Consider the following 18,351-nt stretch of genomic DNA (forward strand, 5'->3'; position numbering starts at 1 on the left):
CGCCTGCGGTCCAGAGGTACGGGCCATGAGGCGTACCTCTGGACCGGAGGCGGGCTTCTGCGTCGGGGCCGGGTCGGGGCGGGGCGGGTGGGGAGTGCGGGCGGGGGAGCGCCTCAGCACTCGATGACGTTCACCGCCAGTCCGCCGCGCGCGGTCTCCTTGTACTTCACCTTCATGTCCGCACCCGTCTCCTTCATGGTCTTGACGACCTTGTCCAGGCTGACGATGTGCGAGCCGTTGCCGCGCAGCGCGGTGCGGGCCGAGGTGATGGCCTTGACCGAGGCCACGGCGTTGCGCTCGATGCAGGGGATCTGCACGAGGCCGCCCACCGGGTCGCAGGTGAGGCCCAGGTTGTGTTCCATGCCGATCTCGGCGGCGTTCTCCACCTGCTCGGGCGTGCCGCCGATGACCTGCGCGAACGCGCCGGCCGCCATCGAGCAGGCCGAGCCGACCTCTCCCTGGCAGCCCACCTCGGCACCGGAGATGGACGCGTTCTCCTTGAACACCACGCCGATGGCGCCGGCGGTGAGCAGGAAGTCGACCACGCCGTCGTCGTCGGCGCCGGGCACGAAGTCCACGTAGTAGTGCAGCACCGCCGGGATGATGCCGGCCGCACCGTTGGTGGGGGCGGTCACCACGCGGCCGCCCGAGGCGTTCTCCTCGTTGACCGCCAGCGCGTACACGGTGATCCAGTCCATGCCCGACAGCGGGTCGGTGGACTCGCGGCCGGCCTGCTCCAGCGCCTCCCACAGGGCGGGGGCGCGGCGCGGCACCTTGAGCCCGCCGGGCAGGGTGCCGGTGGCGTGGGTGCCGTTGTGCACGCACTCGCGCATCACCTGCCAGATCTCCAGCAGGCCGGCGCGCACCTCCTCCTCGGAGCGCCACACCTTCTCGTTCTCCATCATCACCTGCGGGATGGTCATGCCGGTCTCGCGGCAGATAGCCAGCAGCTGGTCGCCGGTGGTGAAGTAGTGCGGCAGCGGGGTGTCGTCCTCCACGATGTGGGTCTCGCCGTCGGCGTTCTCGTTGACCACGAAGCCGCCGCCCACGGAGTAGTAGACGTGCTCGCTGAGCTGGGTGCCGTCGGCGTCGAAGGCGGTGAAGCTCATGCCGTTGGGGTGCAGCGGCAGGGTCTTGCGGCGGTGGAGCACGAGGTCGGTGTCCTCGTCGAAGCGGATCTCGCGGCCGCCGTTGAGCGGCAGGCGCTTGTCCTGCCGGATGCGCTGCAGGGTGTCCTCCACGGCGCGCGGGTCGCAGACCTCGGGGCGCTCACCGGCCAGGCCGAGCATGACGGCCTTGTCCGAGCCGTGCCCCACGCCGGTGGCGCCGAGCGAGCCGTACAGCTGGGCGTGGATGCGCTCCACCTTCTCGAGCACGCCCTCCTCGCCGAGCTTCTCCGCGAACATCACGGCGGCCCGCATCGGCCCGACGGTGTGCGAGCTGGAGGGGCCGATGCCGATCGAGAACAGGTCGAACACGCTGAGCGCCACTGTCACTCCTTGGTGGGGGTAGACGGTGCCCGCGGGGGTGGTCGCGGGCCGTCGCACAGTGTCTCACCGAACCCTCCGCGCGCACGATGGCGCGCGCCCGCCGGGGCGCGGCCGCCCGGGAGGCCCCGGCGTGCTGCCGTAGCATGGGGTGCCGCCGGTGTGCCTGGCCGCGACTCCCGGGGGAGGGCGGCCCGCCCCGGCCGACCGGCCCGACCAGGAGGACACCGATGCCGCTGCGCCGCCCCACCCCCACGCCCCGCGCCGCGCGCGGACGCACCCTGCTGGTGGCGGGTGCGGCGCTGGTGGCCAGCGGCGCCGTGGCCGGGTGCGGTGGGGTCTCCATCGGCATCGGGGGAGCGAGCAGCGACCCGACGAGCAGCGCCACCTCCACCGAGGCGCCCACGGAGGCCTCCCCGTCCTCCTCCGAGGGGGCGACCGACCCGACGGGGGACGCCGCGCCGACCGGCGACGGCGCGCCGAGGACGACGCCTGGGGAGACCCCCGGCGAGCCCGCGAGCACCGAGCCCACGAGCAGCGAGGGCGAGCCGACCCCGTCGGAGAGCGACGGCGCCACCGAGAGCGACGACGCCACCGAGAGCGACGACGCCACCGAGAGCGACGACGCCACGGGCACCGACCCCTCCGAGACGCCGTCCCCCGAGGACAGCGCGTCCGAGCCGGCCGAGGCCGGGGCCGCCGACTCCCTGGGCAAGGTGGTGAGCGAGCCCTCCATCCCGCACCGGGGCGAGGCGTTCCGGTGGGAGTCCGGCCTCGTCGCGCACGTGACCGAGGGGGAGCCCTTCATCCCCTCCCCGGCGGCGGCCGGCACCGACGGCTTCAGCCAGTTCGAGCGCTACGAGGTGACGCTCACCAACCGTAGCCCGGAGTCCTTCCGGCTCAGCGACTTCCGTATCAGTGCCCAGAGCGCCGGGGAGCCGGCCTCCCGGGTCTTCGACTCCGGCAACGGCATCAACTCCCAGCCCGCCCAGGACCTGGAGCCCGGGGAGACCGCCCGCTTCCCGGTGGTGTTCGGCGTGAAGGACCCGCAGGACACCGTGCTCGACGTGGTGCAGGCCTTCGAGCTGAGCGACCGCGTGGTCTTCCTGCCGCCTCAGCGGTAGAGCGCGTCGAGCTCGCGGGCGTACTTCTCGGCCACCACCGTGCGGCGCACCTTGAGCGTGGGGGTCAGCTCCCCGCCCTCCATCGTGAACGGCTCGGGGGCCACCACGACCTTGGTGATGTGCTCGTAGCGGGCGAGGTCGGCGGTGAGCGCGGACACCCGCTCGGCCACCAGGCGCTGGAGCTCCTCGCCGGAGACCTCGCCGAGCTGCTCGGACACCGCCGCGGCGTCCAGCGACACCACGGCCGTCAGGTAGGGGCGGCCGTCGCCCACGACCATCGAGTACTCGATGACCTCGTCGCTCTCCAGCACGCCCTCGATGGCGGCCGGGGCGACGTTGCGCCCGCCGTCGGTGACGATGATCTCCTTGGACCGGCCGGTCAGGGAGAGGAAGCCGTCCTCGTCCAGACGGCCCAGGTCCCCGGTGCGGAACCACCCGTCCTCGGTGAACGCCCCCGGCGCGGGGTCGCTGCCGTCGAGATTGGGCAGGTAGCCGGAGAACACGCCGTCGCCGCGCACCTGGATCTCGCCGACGCCCGGGGTGTCCGGCCCGTCGGGCTGGGGCACGATGCGCACCTCCATGCCGCGGATCGGCTGGCCGACGGTGCCGAACCGCCAGGTGCGCACACCGGGGCAGGAGACCACCGGGGAGGTCTCCGAGAGGCCGTACCCCTGCGAGACCAGCAGGTCGGCGGCCAGCAGGAACTCCTCCACCTCGCGGCGCAGCGCGGCACCGCCGGCGGCCATGCACGTCTTGGGCCCGCCCAGCACGTCGCGGATGCGGTGCAGCACGAGCCGGTCGGCCACGCGGTAGGCGGCCTCGGTGGCCACCGGGACGCGCTCGCCGCTGCGGCGGGCCAGGTTGCGGCGCAGTCCCACCCGCATCGCCCAGTCGAAGAGGCGCCGTGTGACGCCGTTCCTGTCGGCGTTGGCGTGGGCACCGGCGTAGACGCGCTCGTAGAGGCGGGGCACGCTCACCATCACCTGCGGCCGGGCGGCGGCCAGCAGCGGCTGCACCTCCCGCGGGTTGCGGCAGTAGGCGATGGTGAGGCCCTGCTGCACGCCGAACGCGGTCCACGCGCGCTCCAGGGCGTGGGAGAGCGGCAGGAAGCTCAGGGAGCGCTGACCCGGCGCGTAGTCGAAGCGCTCGGCGATGGTGGCGAACTGGGTGGTGAGGTTGCGGTGCGTGAGCGGCACGGCCTTGGGCACCCCGGTGGTGCCCGAGGTGTAGAGGATCGTGGCCAGGTCGTCCAGGTCCGCCTGCTCGATGCGGCGCACCACCTCGGCGCGCGTGGCCGCGTCGGCGGCGCGTCCGGTGGCCACCGCCTCCTCGAGGTCCACCACCGGGGCCCCCGTGGTGGACGCGGCGGCCTCCCGCGCGGCGGGGGAGCACTCCAGGGCCAGCACCTGCTGCAGGTGCGCGGTGTCCACCATGTCGGCCACGAGGGCGAGCTCCTCGTCGCCCAGCACGGCCACCACGGTGGCGCGGCTGTGCTCCAGCACGTAGCGCTTCTGGGCCGAGCCGGAGGTCAGGTGCACCGGCACCACGGTGGCGCCGGCCGACATCGCGCCGTAGTCGACCACCGACCAGGCCGGGCAGTTGGGGGAGACCAGGGCCACGCGGTCCCCGGTGCCCAGGCCGTGGGACACCAGGTGGGCGGCCAGGGCGGTGGCGCGCTCGGCGAACTCGGCGTAGGTCCACTCCTGCCAGGTGCCGTCGACGAGCTCGCGCTGGGCCACCACCCCCGGGTGGGCCGCGGCGGTGTCGCGGAGGTGCTGGCTGAGCGGTGCGAGCGTCGACATGCGGGTCAGGGTACGCACCCGGGGCGCCCGCCCGGCCGGGGAGGACCGCGTGGAACCATGGCGCCATGACACCGGACCGGGCGGCCGTGCGCCGCATGCAGGCCGTGGCCACCGGGCTGCTGCTGCTGGCGGCGGTGGTCTTCCTGCTCACCCCCGACGACGGCGCCTGGGGTTACGTCCACGCCGCCGCGGAGGCCTCGATGGTGGGCGCGGTGGCCGACTGGTTCGCCGTCACCGCCCTCTTCCGCCACCCCCTTGGCGTGCCGGTGCCGCACACCGCGATCATCCCGCGGCGCAAGGACGACATCGGCCGGGCGCTCGAGGACTTCGTGGCCACCAACTTCCTCACCGGTCCCACCGCCCGCGACCGGTGGGTGCGCGCCGGGGTGAGCGCCCGCGCGGCCCGCTGGGTGGGGCGCGAGGAGAACGCCCGCTCCGTGGTGACGGAGCTGCTGCCCGCCGCCCGACGCGCCCTGGCCGCCGCCGACCGCCGGACCGTGGCCGAGGTGGCCGGCGAGCACCTGCTGCCGCGCCTGGCCCGCGAGCCCCTGGCCCCGCTGGCCGGGCGCTGGCTCGAGGAGGTGCTGCGCACCGGGGCGCACCGCCGGCTGGTGGACCTCGTGGTGGACGAGGCCGTGGACTGGCTGACCGCGCACCCCGAGCGTGTGCAGTTCATCGTGCGCACCCGGGCGCCGTGGTGGTCGCCCCAGTGGGTGGACGACGCGGTGGTGGAACGCATCCACGCCGAGCTGCTGGGCTGGGCGCGTGACGTGCAGCGCCAGCCCGACCACCGCGTCCGCGCCAGCGTCGACGACCTGCTGGGGGACCTGGCCCGGGACCTGCAGCACGACCCCGGCACCGCCGAGGCGATGGCGCGCCTGCAGGAACGGGTGCTCACCGACCCCTCGGCGGCCACCACCGTGGCCGAGCTGTGGGAGGGCCTGGCGGTGGTCCTGGACGAGGCGCTCGCCGACCCCGACGGGGTGCTGCCGCGCCGTGCCGCCACGGCGCTCGCCGAGGCGGCCCGCGGCGTGGCCGCCGACCCGGCCGTGTGCGCCTCGCTGGACGAGCGCAGCGCCGAGGTGGTGGGTGCCCTCGTGGAGCGGCACGGCTCCGAGCTCGCCGGCGTGATCTCCGACACCGTGGCCGGCTGGGACGCCACGCAGACCGCGGAGCTCCTCGAGGCCTACGTGGGCAAGGACCTGCAGTTCATCCGCATCAACGGCACGGTCGTGGGCGGACTCGTGGGGCTGGTGCTGCACGCCCTCACCCAGGTCCTGTGAGCCGCCTCGTAGAATCCGTGCGACCCACCCCCGACCGGCCCACCCCAGGAGGCGCCCCGTGCTCGTGCTGATCCTCGCGCACCTCGTGGCCGCCCTGGCCGCGCCGTGGCTCGTCCGCGCGATGGGTTCCCGGGCGTTCATCCCGCTCTCGGTGCCGTCGCTGGCCACCGTGGTCTACCTCGTGCGCCAGGCCGCGACCGTGCACGCCGGCGCCACCGACCACCCCCACCACGGGGTCGGCCACGGGTCGGCCGGACTGCCGCCGGCGGTCACCGAGTCGTGGACCTGGGTGCCCCAGCTGGGCATGGACCTGGACTTCCGCCTCGACGGCCTGTCCTGGCTGCTGGCGATGGTGGTGGCCGGCGTGGGCACGCTCGTGCTGCTCTACTGCACCGGGTACTTCTCCGACGACGAGGAGGGGCTGGGCCTGTTCGCCGGCTCGCTCACCGCCTTCGCCGGCGCGATGCTGGGCCTGGTCACCACCGACAACATGCTGGTGCTCTACGTGTTCTGGGAGCTCACCAGCATCCTGTCCTTCCTGCTCATCGGGCACCGCATCACCTCGCGCCACTCCCGCTCGGCGGCCATGGAGGCGCTGGTCATCACCGCCGGCGGTGGGCTGGCCATGCTCGTGGGCATCATCGGCCTGGGGGCCGCGACGGGCAGCTACTCCATCAGCAACCTGCTGGCGCACCCGCCGCAGGCGGACGCCCTGGTCACCACCTCGGTGGTGCTGCTGCTCGTGGGTGCCTTCACCAAGTCGGCCCAGGTGCCCTTCCACTTCTGGCTCCCGGGCGCCATGGCCGCGCCCACGCCGGTGAGCGCCTACCTGCACGCGGCGGCCATGGTGAAGGCCGGCATCTACCTGGTGGCCCGTTTCGCCCCGGCCTTCGCCCACCTCGAGGTGTGGCAGTGGGCCGTGCTGCTGCTCGGTGGCCCCACGATGCTGGTGGGTGCCTACCGCTCGCTGCGCCAGGTGGACATCAAGCTGGTGCTGGCCTACGGCACCGTGAGCCAGCTGGGCTTCCTCGTGCTCGTGGTCGGCCACGGCACCCAGGACGCCGCCCGCGCGGGCCTGGTGCTGCTACTGGCCCACGCCCTGTTCAAGGGCTCGCTGTTCCTCGTGGTCGGCGCCATCGACCACTGCACCGGCACCCGCGACCTGCGCCGCCTCTCGGGCCTGTCGCGGAGCATGCCGCTGCTCTTCGCCACCGCCTGCGTCTCCGCGGCCTCGATGGCGGGCCTGCCGCCGCTGCTCGGCTTCGTGAGCAAGGAGGGCGCCTACACGGCGCTGGACCCGACGGTGCACGGCTGGGCCACGCGGGAGGGTGTGGCCTTCTTGGTCGTGCTCGTCGGCTCGATGATGACCTTCGCCTACTCGGCCCGCTTCCTGTGCGGCGCCTTCCGCACCCAGCGCACCAAGCCGGCCACACCGGTGCACGCCCCGGGCTTCTTCCTCCAGGCCAGCCCCGCCCTGCTGGCCGTCGGCACCATCGTGCTCGGCCTGGCCAGCGGCCCCCTGCTGGAGCCGGTGGTGGGCAACTACGCGTCCTTCTGGCCGGCCTCGGAGCACCCGTTGCACCTGGGGCTCTGGCACGGCTGGACCGTGGTCCTGGCCTTCACGCTGCTCACCTACGCCGTCGGTGTGGTGCTGCACCTGCGTCGCCGCCAGGTCAACGGCTTCCAGCGCGGCGTGGCCGCCCTGGGCCTGCCCGGCGCCGAGCGCGGCTTCCAGCTGACCATGCGCGCGGTGGACCGGGGGGCGCTGGCGGTCACGGGCCTGTTCCAGCGCGGCTCGCTGCCGGTGACCCTGGGCATGATCTTCGTGGTGGCCGTGGCCGTGCCGGTGGGGGTCCTGCTCATGCAGGACGTGCCGATGCCCGAGCACTACCGCCTCATGGACTCGTGGGCCCAGCTGGGTGTTGCCGTGGTGACCGCCGCCGCCGGTGTGCTGGCCGCGCTCTCCACCCGCCGCCTGCGCGCGGTGGTGCTCGCCGGCGTCACCGGCTACGGCTCGGCGGCGCTCTTCATGCTCTACGGCGCCCCGGACCTCGCGCTCACGCAGCTCATGGTGGAGAGCATCTCCATCGTGGTGTTCATCCTCGTGCTGCGCCGCATGGCCGGCCAGTTCCCGGACACCCCGCGCCGGGTGGAGAAGGTGCTGCGCGTGCTCATCGCCGTGGGGGTGGCCGGTGTGCTCACCCTGGTGGCGCTGGTCTCCGCGGCCTCCCGCGCGCACGTCCCGGCCAGCGCCGGCCTGCTGGAGACCGCGTACACCAAGGGCGGTGGCCACAACGTGGTCAACGTGATCCTCGTGGACACCCGAGGCTGGGACACCATGGGTGAGATCGCCGTGGTGCTCGTCTGCGCCACCGGTGTGGCCTCGCTGGTCTTCCTGCGCGAGGAGGTGCTGGAGACCGCCCGCGTGGCCGCCTCGGCCACCCGCACCCGCCGCACCATGCACCTGGAGGCCGACACCGAGGGCTCCCGCTGGCTGGCCGACGCGGTGAACATGAAGCACACCCGCCGCTCGGCGGTGCTCGAGGTGGTCACCCGCCTGGTCTTCCACTCGATGGTGGTGTGGAGCCTGTACGTGCTGCTCGTGGGCCACGACGCGCCCGGCGGCGGCTTCGCCGGTGGCCTCATCGCCACGCTGGCGCTCACCGTGCGTTACCTGGCCGGTGAGGCCGACGAGCTGCGCGCCGCGGCCCCGGTGCTCTCGGGCACCCTCATGGGCGCCGGCCTGGGCCTCGCGGTGACCACCGGTGTGCTCGGCATGGTGGCCGGGGGAGAGCCCCTGCAGTCGTGGGTGTTCAACCTGGACGTCCCGGTGCTGGGCCACCTGCACCTGGTGACCCCCGCCTTCTTCGACGTCGGGGTCTACCTCGTGGTCGTCGGCATGGGCGTGGGCCTGCTCACGAGCCTCGGAGCCGGCGTGGACCAGCAGATCGAGTCCGAGCGCGGCGAGGGGCACCGTGACGCGCTGAGCCGCCACGCGGACGACGAGTTCCACCGCTACGGCCTGCGCCACACCGACCGACCCGTCGAACGACCGGAGGTGGACGCGTGAGCGAGCCGATGACCCCCTCCCTGGCCCTCCTCGGCGTCGGTGCCGTGCTCGTGGGCTGCGGTGTGTACCTGATGCTGGCGCGCTCGATCGTGCGCATGCTCATCGGCTTCGTGCTGGTGGGCAACGGCGTCAACCTGCTCTTCCTGGGTGCCGCGTCCCCGCCCGGGGAGCCGCCGATCATCGGGCAGGTGCCCGGCGAGGACATGGCCGACCCGCTGCCGCAGGCGATGATGCTCACCGCGATCGTCATCTCGCTGGGGCTCGTGGCCTTCCTGCTGGCCCTGGCGCACCGCTCGTGGCAGCTGGCCGGCACCGACCGCGTCACCCACGACCCGGAGGACCTGCGCATCGTGCTGCGGGCCGACCGCAGCGACATGTCCGGCTCGGACTTCGCCGGCGACGACGACCTCACGCCCGACGACGTGGACGACGTGGACGTGGACGCCGAGGGCGACCACTACATGGAGCTGGCCGTGCGCCGCTTCAAGGAGCGCCGCCGGGAGATCCGCCGCCACCGCGCGCGGGCCTTCCAGCCGCTCGAGGACGACCAACCGCCCGTGGACTCGAGGGGAGGCCGCCGATGAGCGAGGTGAACCTCTCCTTCATCGCGCCGCTGCTGGTGATGCTGCCGCTGCTGGCCGCGGGCGTGACGCTCGCCGCCGGGCGGCACACGCTGGTGCAGCGCATCATCTCCACCGCCGTGGTGGCGGCCTGCCTGGCCGGCTCGGTGCTGCTGCTGTGGGCCGCGGACACCCGCGGCCCGCAGGTGGTGGCCACCGGTGCCTGGGTGCCCTACGAGGGCATCGTGCTGGTGGTCGACCGGCTCTCGGCGCTCATGCTCATCGTGGGCTTCACGATCATCCTGGGTGTGCTCTGGTACTCCAACGCCGAGGGGCGCGAGTCCTTCGACCAGGAGGCCAGCGGCAAGGCCCCGCTGCCGATCTTCCACCCCTCGCTGCTGGTGATGACCGCCGGCGTGGCCACCACCTTCGTCTCCGGCGACCTGTTCCACATGTACGTGGGCTTCGAGGTGCTGCTCGGTGCCAGCTTCGTGCTGCTCACGCTCGGCGGCACGGTCTCCCGCGTGCGCGCCGGCGTCACCTACGCCTTCGTCTCGCTGCTGAGCTCCACGGTGTTCCTCTTCGCCGTGGCCATGGTCTACACCGCCACCGGCACGGTGAACCTGGCGCAGGTCTCCCAGCGCATGGCCGAGCTGCCCCAGGGCACGCAGGTGATGCTGCAGGCGCTGCTGCTGGTGGGCTTCGCCATCAAGGCCGCCGTGTTCCCCATGAGTTCCTGGCTGCCGGACTCCTACCCGACGGCGCCGGCGCCGGTCACGGCCGTCTTCGCCGGTCTGCTCACCAAGGTGGGCGTGTACGCGATGATCCGCACGCAGACCCTCGTCTTCCCAGGCGGCATCCTCCACGAGCTCATGCTCTGGGCGGCGCTGCTCACGATGGTGGTGGGCATCCTCGGCGCCGTGGCGCAGACCGAGGTCAAGCGGATGATCTCGTTCACCCTCGTGAGCCACATCGGCTACATGCTCTTCGGGTTGGCCATCGGCACGCCGGCCGGCATCGCCGCGGCGATCTTCTACGTGATCCACCACATCCTCATCCAGGCCACGCTGTTCCTCGTGACGGGCATGGTGCAGCGCCGCACGGGCGTGAGCACGCTCGACCGTCTGGGCGGCCTCATCCGCACCGCGCCGTGGATCGCGCTGCTGTGGTTCGTCCCGGCCATGAATCTCGCGGGCATCCCGCCGTTCTCCGGGTTCATCGGCAAGGTCGGTCTCATGCGGGCCGCCGCCCAGATCGGCACCCCGATGCTGTGGCTGCTGGTGGCCGGCAGCGTGGTCACCTCGCTGCTCACGCTGTACGCCATCGCCAAGACCTGGGCCAAGTCCTTCTGGGGCGCCCCCAACCGCGCCGAGGGGATGGGGCAGCAGGCCGTGCCCATCGGCCCCGGGCTGTTCCTGCCCACCGGTGTGCTGGTGCTCGTCGGCATCGGCCTGACGGTCTTCGCCGGCCCGATCTACGGGGTGAGCGAGCGCGCCGCGGCCGACCTGGTGAACCGGAGCAGCTACGTGCAGGCCGTGGCCGACGCCGCGGACACCGCGGGCAGCCACTACCCGGCCCCGCTCGACCCGACCGAGCAGGGGGGTCACTGATGGTGCGCCGACTCCAGCTCCTCCCGCTGCTGTGGCTCGTGGTCGTGTGGGTCGTGGCGTGGGGCTCGTACTCGCCGATGATCCTCTTCGGCGGCCTCGTGGTCGGGCTCTTCGTGACCCTCGCCTCGCCGCTGCCGCGGCTCAACCTCAACGCGACGGTGCGGCCGTGGGCGCTGCTGGTGCTCGTGGTGCTCTTCCTCAAGGACCTCGCCAAGGCGGTCTGGGACGTCTCGATGATGGCCCTGCTTCCCGGCCGGACGACGGACGCGGCCATCATCACGGTGCGCTTCGCCGCCGACGAGGAGCTCTTCCAGACCATCACCTCCGAGCTCATCACCCTCGTGCCGGGCACGATGGTGATCGACCTCGACGACGAGACCCGGGTGGCGCACGTGCACTGCCTGGGCGTGAAGGACGAGGCCGACGCCGAGGCCGTGCGCCAGGAGTGCCTGGAGCAGGAGCGCCGCGTGCTGGCCGCCTTCGACGCCGACTACCGCCGGGAGGACCGATGAACGAGATCGCGACCTGGCTGCTGGCCGGATCGGCCGCCGTGCTGGTGGCCGCCGCTGGCCTGGCCCTGGTGCGCATCGTGCGGGGACCCGCGGGGCTGGACCGCATGGTGGCTTCCGACGTGCTCGTGAGCGTGCTCTTCGGCTTCTTCTGCCTCATCGGTGCCTGGTGGCAGTTCCCGCAGGTCACCACGGTGATGGTCTCGCTGTCGCTCGTGGCCTTCCTGGGGGCGGTGGCCGCCGGCCGCTACGCCGCCCGCGACCGCGACCGCGGCTGGGCCCGCGACGAGCGGGTCGACATGTCCGCCGACGGGAGGCCCTCGTGACCGACGTCCTGCAGATCGTCGGCGGCGTGCTCATGCTCGTGGGTTCGCTGCTCTCGCTCGTGGCCGCCATCGGGCTGGTGCGCTTCCCCGACGTGCTCACCCGCATGCACGCCGCCACCAAGCCGCAGACCCTGGGCCTGGTGCTGCTGGGCCTGGGCCTGTGCCTCGTGGTGCGCGAGTGGGCGGTGTGGGGTGCCGTGGCCCTGACCGTGCTCTTCCAGTTCCTCACCGCCCCGGTCTCGGCGCACATGGTGGGCCGAGGTGCCCTGCGCACCGGGCAGGTGCGCCTGCCGCTGTACGAGGACCCTGCCGCCGCCGACGGGCAGGCCGGCACGCCGTCCAGCGCGTCCGCCGCCGGGGCCGGTGCGCGCGCCACCCGGGCCGATGGCTGAGGGGCCCGAGCAGCCCGGTGGCCCCCGTCGCGGTGCGCCGGGACGGGGCCGTGGTGACGCCGGTGGCGCCGGCGCAGGTCGTGGTCGGGGTCGTGGTCGGGGCCGCGGCCGTGGTGGTCGTGGGGGAGGACGCGGACCCCGCGGTGGGGCCCGCGCTCCGCGGGGTCCGCGCCCGCTGACCCCCGAGCAGGTCGAGGCCCGCCGCGCCTCGGTACCGGAGCTCACCTGGCCCGACCTGCCAGTCGTCGACCGCAAGGACGACCTGGCGGCCGCCATCCGCGACCACCAGGTGGTCGTGGTGGCCGGCGAGACCGGATCGGGCAAGACCACTCAGCTGCCCAAGATCTGTCTGGAGCTCGGGCGCGGCGTCACCGGCATGATCGGCCACACCCAGCCCCGCCGCATCGCGGCCCGCTCCGTGGCCGACCGCATCGCCCACGAGCTGGGCGTCGAGCTCGAGGACCCCACCGGCCCGGTCGGCTACCAGGTGCGCTTCACCGACATGACCAGCCCGCAGACGCTGGTCAAGGTGATGACCGACGGCATCCTGCTCAACCAGATGCAGTTCGACCGGCAGCTGCGCGCCTACGACACGCTCATCATCGACGAGGCGCACGAGCGCAGCCTCACCATCGACTTCATCCTCGGCTACCTGCACCAGCTGCTGCCCCAGCGGCCGGACCTCAAGGTGATCATCACCTCGGCCACCATCGACCCGCAGCGCTTCGCCGACCACTTCGCCGACGCCGTGGGCGGCCCGGTGCCGGTGGTGGAGGTCTCCGGGCGCACCTACCCGGTGGAGGTGCGCTACCGCCCGCTGAGCACCCTGGACGCCTCCAACCCGCACGCCCTGGAGGACCCCGAGGGCTACGACGAGAGCACCTACTCCGAGGAGGAGATCGACCAGGTCACCGGCATCGCCGAGGCGGTGCAGGAGCTCTGGACCGAGGACGTGCCCGCCGACGACCCACGCCCGCAGGACCGCGACATCCTCGTGTTCTGCTCCGGCGAGCGGGAGATCCGCGACGCCGTGGACGGCCTCGAGGGGCTCAAGCTGCCGGGCACAGAGATCGTGCCGCTCTACGGTCGCCTCTCGGCCGCCGAGCAGCAGCGCGTCTTCGCGCCCCACACGAAGCGCCGCGTGGTGCTGGCCACCAACGTGGCCGAGACCTCGCTCACCGTGCCCGGCATCCGGTACGTCGTGGACACCGGCACGGCGCGCATCAGCCGGTACTCCCAGCGGCTCAAGGTGCAGCGCCTGCCCATCGAGAAGATCTCCCAGGCCTCGGCCAACCAGCGTGCGGGCCGCTCCGGACGCGTGAGCGCGGGCATCTGCATCCGCCTGTACTCCCAGGAGGATTTCGAGGCGCGCCCGCAGTTCACCGACCCGGAGATCCAGCGCACCTCGCTGGCCAGCGTCATCCTGCAGATGGCGCACCTGGGGCTGGGCGACGTGCAGCGCTTCGCCTTCGTGGACCCGCCGGACTCCCGGCTGGTCACCGACGGCCTGCGCCTGCTCCACGAGCTGGGGGCCGTGACCCGGCAGACCGCCTCCTCCGGCGGTGTCGTGCGCCTCACCGAGGAGGGGCGCCAGCTGGCGTCCATCCCGGCCGACCCGCGCCTGGCCCGGATGCTGCTCGAGGCCCACCGCCGTGGGGCGCTGGCCGAGGTGCTCGTCATCGTGGCCGGGCTGAGTATCCAGGACCCGCGGGAGCGTCCGGCCGAGAAGCGCGAGCGCGCCGACCAGCTGCACGCCCGGTTCAAGGACGAGAACTCCGACTTCGTGGCCCTGCTCAACCTGTGGGCCTACGTGCGCGAGCGCAAGGGCACGCTGTCGGGCTCGGCCTTCCGCCGCCTGTGCCACGCGGAGTTCCTGCACTACCTGCGGCTGCGCGAGTGGGTGGACGTGCACCATCAGCTGCGCAGCGTGGTGAAGGGCCTGGGCTGGGCGGACTCGTCGGTGGGCGTGGAGTCCGACCGCGCCCGGCAGCGCGACGAGGGCTTCGCGCCGGTGGACCCGGCCAAGGCCGAGGTGGTGCACCGCAGCCTGCTGCCCGGCCTGCTCAGCCAGGTGGGCCTGCGCGACCGGGAGGCCCGGGACTACCTGGGCGCCCGGGGGGCGCACTTCTCCATCCAGCCCGGCTCGGGGCTCTTCCGCACCCGTCCGGACTGGATCGTCTCGGCCGAGCTGGTGGAGACCACCAGGCTGTGGGCGCGCACCAATGCCACGGTGGACCCGGCGTGGGTGGAGGAGGCCGCCGCGCACCTGGTGAAGCGGCAGTACTCCGAGCCGCGGTGGTCCTCCAAGCGGGGCTCGGCCGTGGCCGACGAGCGGGTGACCCTGCTGGGCATCCCGCTGGTGGCCGGGCGGCAAGTGGGCCTGGCGAGGGTCGACCCGGCGCTGGCGCGCGAGCTCTTCATCCGCCACGCCCTGGTGGAAGGGGACTGGCACACCGGCCACGCCTTCTGGGGCCACAACAAGAAGGTCCTCGCCGAGATCGAGCAGCTCGAGGCGCGCTCCCGCCGCCGCGACCTGCTCGACGACGAGGCGCTCTTCGGCTTCTACGACGAGCGGCTGCCCGCCGAGGTCGTCTCCGGGGTGCACTTCGACAGCTGGTGGAAGACCGCCCGCCGCGAGGACCCGGCCCTGCTGGACCTGTCGGTGGAGGAGGTGACCGGTGAGGACCCCACCGCCGTGGACCTGGCCGACTTCCCGGCCACCTGGCAGCAGGGCGACCTGGAGCTGCCCCTGACCTACCAGTTCGAGCCCGGCACCGAGGCAGACGGTGTGACCGTCCACCTGACGTTGAGCCAGCTCAACCGGGTGCGCGACGAGGGCTTCGACTGGCAGGTCCCGGGCCTGCGCGAGGAGCTGGCGGTGGCGCTCCTGCGCTCCCTGCCCAAGGCAGTGCGCCGCTCGTTCGTGCCCGCCCCGGACCACGCCGCGGCCGCCCTGGGTGACCTTCGAGCAGAGCTCGAGGGTGACGAGCGGGCCGCGGCCACGCAGCCGGTGCGGGGGAGTGGCAGCTTCCCGGCCGCCCTGGCGCGGGCGCTCACCCGGCGCACCGGTACGCCGCTGGACCCGGCTGACTTCGACGCCTCCACCGTGCCGGCGCACCTGCGCATGACCTTCCGCGTGGTCGAGGACACCGCGCCGGGCAAGACCGGTACGGGCGGCGGACCCGGGAAGCCGGGGCCGAAGGGGTCCGGCCCCCAGCGCGGGGGCAAGGGCGGCCCGCGCCGCCGCGGCAGGGGGCCGAAGGTCCTCGGCGAGGGCACCGACCTCACCGCCCTGCAGGCCCAGCTGGCCGGGTCGCTGCAGCAGGCCGTCTCCGGCGCCGCCGCCGGGCTCACCGCATCGGGCCTGACGAGCTGGAGCATCGGCGAGCTGCCCGACCACTTCGACGACGGCGCCGTGCAGGGCTGGCCGGCCCTCGTGGACGAGGGCACCACCGCCGGGGTGCAGGTCTTCGCCGACCCGCGGCAGGCCGCGCACGAGCACGCACTGGGCCTGCGCCGCCTCGTGCTGGCCGGGTTCACCCCGCCGTGGAACCGCATCCTGCGCAGCGTCGACAACCAGACCAAGCTGGCTCTGGGCGCCGCCCCGCACGGGTCCACCCAGGCGGTGCTCGACGACGCACTGGCCGCCGCCGTGGACTCGGTCATCGCCGAGCGCCTGGCCACCGCCGGCACGGTGCGCGACGAGGCCGCCTTCGCCGAGCTGCTGGCCACCGCAAAGCAGCAGGCCGCCCCCCGCATCCTGGAGATGGTGGCGGCGGCCGGGCCCGTCATCGCCGCCGTCCCCGCGGTGCAGCGCGCCGTGGAGGGCATGACTGCGCCCCGGCTGGCCCCGCTGGCCGCGGACCTCACCGCTCAGCTCAAGGGTCTGGTGCACCCGGGCTTCCTCACCGAGGCCGGGTACGCCCAGGTGCGTCACCTGCCCCGCTACCTGCGGGCGATGGAGGTGCGCGCCACCAAGGCGCCCACCGACCTCGCCCGCGACGCCGACCGACAGGCCGTGGTGGACACCGTGGAGCGCGAGCGGCGCGACCTGTTGGCCGGGCTGGACGCCATCGAGCGCCTGCGACCCGACGTGCGGGCCCTGCGGTGGATGACCGAGGAACTGCGCGTCAGCCTGTTCGCCCAGCAGCTGGGCACCGCGCACGCGGTGAGCGAGAAGCGCATCTACGCGGCCATGGACGCCGTGGAGGTGGCGCTGGAACAGAGCCGCGGCCAGCGGCGTTGACCCCACACGGCCCCGGTGACCCCCCGGGGCCCGCGAGCCCCGCCGCGACGGCGGCCGCAGGACCACGGACCCAGGGAGGCCCCGCGTGCAGGACCCCACCGCACTGTTCCGGATCGAGGACCCCACCGACATCGACCCGCGCTCGGTGCGCACCGACGTGATGTGGCTGGCCACCGGGGGACTGGTGGACGCCGGGGACGTGGAGAAGAACGCCGTGGCCCACGTGCTGGCCACCATGGAGTCGCGCGTGGTGGCCACCTTCGACGTGGACGCCCTGCTGGACTACCGGGCGCGCCGCCCGCTGCTGACCTTCCAGCGCGACCGGTACATCTCGGTGGCGGCGCCCACGCTCGTGGTGCACCGGGTGACCGACCCGGCCGGCCGGCACTTCCTGCTGGTCAACGGCCCCGAGCCGGACTACCAGTGGGAGCGCTTCATCGCCGCGCTGCAGGTGCTGGCCCGCGAGTTCGGCGTGCGCACCCTGGTCTCGGCCCACGGCGCGCCGATGCAGGTGCCCCACACCCGCCCCACGGGCCTGACCGCCTACGCCTCGGACGAGCGCCTCATCGCCGACCACGCGTCGGTCTTCGGCACCATGCAGGTGCCCGGCAGCGTGGACGGCCTGGCCCACCTGCGCTTCGGTGAGGAGGGCTTCGACACCATCGGTTTCGCGGTGCACGTGCCGGGCTACCTGGCCGACCGGGAGATGCTCGACGGCACCGTGGCGGCGCTGCACGCGCTCTCGGAGTCCACCGGCATCCAGGTACCGATGGACGGCCTGGAGGAGCGCGCGGCGGTGAACCGACGTGAACTCGACGAGCTGGTGGAGCAGAACCCCGAGGCGCTCGAGGTGGTGCGCACCATGGAGCAGCAGTTCGACGAGTTCATGGGCTCCCAGCAGCGTCGCAGCCTCACCGCGCACGACGTGGCCAAGCTGCCCAGCCCGGACGAGATCGCCTCGGACCTCGAGGAGTGGCTGGCCTCCGGCGCCACGATGAAGGACGCCCCCAACGAGCCCGGCGACGACGAGCCCACCGACAAGGGGGCATCCGACCGCGGCCCCCGCGCCGACGACGCCCGCGGCGAGGGCGACCCGGAGGAGCCCGACGGCGACGAGGGTCACCCCCCGAGCGCCGGCGGTTCCACCTCGTGGCGCTGACCCGTCGGCTAGATTCGAGCACCGGACCGCCGTCCCCCACCTCAGGAGGAGCCATGGGACTTTTCTCGCGCCAGAGCAGCAAGGACAAGGAGATGGAGCGACGCGCTTCCGCGGCCGCCCGGACCGAGGACCCCGGCATGGTGGACAAGGCCGCCAACGCTCTGGCCGACCGCCTGCTGAAGGTGGGCATCGACGGCGTGGGACCGGTGGAGGGCGCCCAGAAGGTGGCCGAGAAGGCGCTCGTGGCCGCCGGCGGCGACCGCGCGAAGGCCGAGAAGATCATCGCCTCCTCGCACTTCAAGAAGATCGCCGGTGGTGGTTTCGTCACCGGTCTCGGTGGCCTCATCACGATGCCGGTGGCGCTGCCGGCCAACGTGGTGGAGTTCTACCTGCTCACCACCCGGGCGGTGGCGGCCATCGCGCACCTGCGCGGCCACGACGTGCAGCAGCCCGAGCTGCGCTCGGCGGTGCTGCTCACCCTGGTGGGCGCCGACGCCCGCGACATCCTGACCTCCGCCGGCATCCCCGGCACCCTGGTCTCCGGTGGCCGCCTGGCCTCGCTGGCCAGCCGCCAGCTGCCGGCCCCGGTGCTCATGGTGGTCAACAAGGCCGTGGGCTTCCGCCTGCTCGCGCAGACCGGCGAGAAGGTGCTGGCCCGCCTGGGCAAGGCGATCCCGCTGGCCGGCGGCGTCATCGGTGCCGGGCTGGACGTGTACATGTTCAACCGCATCATCGACCACGCGCGCGAGGAGTTCCCGCAGCAGGGCGCCTGAGGAGGGCCTC

General features: G+C 73.4%; 13 protein-coding genes. 11 read left to right on the forward strand and 2 right to left on the reverse strand.

Annotated features, from left to right (window positions below; translation table 11 throughout):
• Nucleotides 1-113 precede the first annotated feature (113 nt).
• Complete coding sequence (locus ACFFHC_RS06795) at nt 114-1,490, reverse strand: L-serine ammonia-lyase (protein WP_379804031.1); 1,377 nt, start codon at nt 1,488-1,490, stop codon at nt 114-116.
• Nucleotides 1,491-1,717: 227 nt separating this feature from the next.
• Between ACFFHC_RS06795 and ACFFHC_RS06800 the strand changes: the two genes are divergently transcribed.
• Nucleotides 1,718-2,611 carry a hypothetical protein gene (locus ACFFHC_RS06800; protein WP_141494402.1) on the forward strand — a complete coding sequence of 298 codons (894 nt, stop codon included), beginning with the start codon at nt 1,718-1,720 and terminating at the stop codon, nt 2,609-2,611.
• On the opposite strand, the gene ACFFHC_RS06805 is transcribed toward ACFFHC_RS06800, so the two are convergent.
• Complete coding sequence (locus ACFFHC_RS06805; RefSeq protein WP_070705890.1) at nt 2,602-4,413, reverse strand: AMP-dependent synthetase/ligase; 1,812 nt, start codon at nt 4,411-4,413, stop codon at nt 2,602-2,604. The two genes, ACFFHC_RS06800 and ACFFHC_RS06805, sit on opposite strands and share 10 nt — an antisense overlap.
• Nucleotides 4,414-4,478: 65 nt before the next feature.
• On the opposite strand from ACFFHC_RS06805, the gene ACFFHC_RS06810 reads away from it, so the two are divergent.
• The 10 genes from ACFFHC_RS06810 (at nt 4,479) to ACFFHC_RS06855 (ending at nt 18,341) form a co-directional block, all read left to right on the forward strand.
• The gene (locus tag ACFFHC_RS06810) at nt 4,479-5,696 is read left to right on the forward strand and encodes a DUF445 domain-containing protein (RefSeq protein ID WP_238138184.1); all 1,218 of its coding nucleotides are present in this window, start codon (nt 4,479-4,481) and stop codon (nt 5,694-5,696) included.
• A gap of 58 nt (nt 5,697-5,754) precedes the next feature.
• A complete protein-coding gene (locus tag ACFFHC_RS06815) occupies nt 5,755-8,766 on the forward strand; it encodes a Na+/H+ antiporter subunit A (RefSeq protein WP_379804038.1) in 3,012 nt (1,003 codons plus the stop codon).
• Complete coding sequence (locus ACFFHC_RS06820) at nt 8,763-9,350, forward strand: Na(+)/H(+) antiporter subunit C (protein WP_070705143.1); 588 nt, start codon at nt 8,763-8,765, stop codon at nt 9,348-9,350. The genes ACFFHC_RS06815 and ACFFHC_RS06820 overlap by 4 nt, the downstream gene beginning before the upstream one ends.
• Nucleotides 9,347-10,936: a Na+/H+ antiporter subunit D gene (locus tag ACFFHC_RS06825; RefSeq protein WP_070705142.1), complete on the forward strand. Its 1,590-nt coding sequence runs from the start codon at nt 9,347-9,349 to the stop codon at nt 10,934-10,936. Before ACFFHC_RS06820 ends, ACFFHC_RS06825 begins: the two co-directional genes overlap by 4 nt.
• A complete protein-coding gene (locus ACFFHC_RS06830; protein ID WP_070705141.1) occupies nt 10,936-11,448 on the forward strand; it encodes a Na+/H+ antiporter subunit E in 513 nt (170 codons plus the stop codon). The genes ACFFHC_RS06825 and ACFFHC_RS06830 overlap by 1 nt, the downstream gene beginning before the upstream one ends.
• A complete protein-coding gene (locus tag ACFFHC_RS06835) occupies nt 11,445-11,771 on the forward strand; it encodes an MrpF/PhaF family protein (protein WP_379804048.1) in 327 nt (108 codons plus the stop codon). Before ACFFHC_RS06830 ends, ACFFHC_RS06835 begins: the two co-directional genes overlap by 4 nt.
• Nucleotides 11,768-12,163, forward strand: a complete 396-nt coding sequence (gene mnhG / locus ACFFHC_RS06840) for a monovalent cation/H(+) antiporter subunit G (protein ID WP_141494401.1) — start codon at nt 11,768-11,770, stop codon at nt 12,161-12,163. Before ACFFHC_RS06835 ends, mnhG begins: the two co-directional genes overlap by 4 nt.
• Complete coding sequence (gene hrpA / locus ACFFHC_RS06845; RefSeq protein ID WP_238329897.1) at nt 12,156-16,409, forward strand: ATP-dependent RNA helicase HrpA; 4,254 nt, start codon at nt 12,156-12,158, stop codon at nt 16,407-16,409. The genes mnhG and hrpA overlap by 8 nt, the downstream gene beginning before the upstream one ends.
• A gap of 85 nt (nt 16,410-16,494) precedes the next feature.
• Nucleotides 16,495-17,568 carry a PAC2 family protein gene (locus tag ACFFHC_RS06850; RefSeq protein ID WP_070705299.1) on the forward strand — a complete coding sequence of 358 codons (1,074 nt, stop codon included), beginning with the start codon at nt 16,495-16,497 and terminating at the stop codon, nt 17,566-17,568.
• Between the two features lie 53 nt (nt 17,569-17,621).
• Nucleotides 17,622-18,341 (forward strand): EcsC family protein, encoded by a 720-nt coding sequence (locus ACFFHC_RS06855; RefSeq protein WP_141494400.1) that lies wholly within the window; start codon nt 17,622-17,624, stop codon nt 18,339-18,341.
• Nucleotides 18,342-18,351 lie beyond the last annotated feature (10 nt).

Origin of the sequence: Kytococcus schroeteri (assembly GCF_042433515.1) — a bacterium.
GTDB classification, from domain to species: domain Bacteria; phylum Actinomycetota; class Actinomycetes; order Actinomycetales; family Dermatophilaceae; genus Kytococcus; species Kytococcus schroeteri.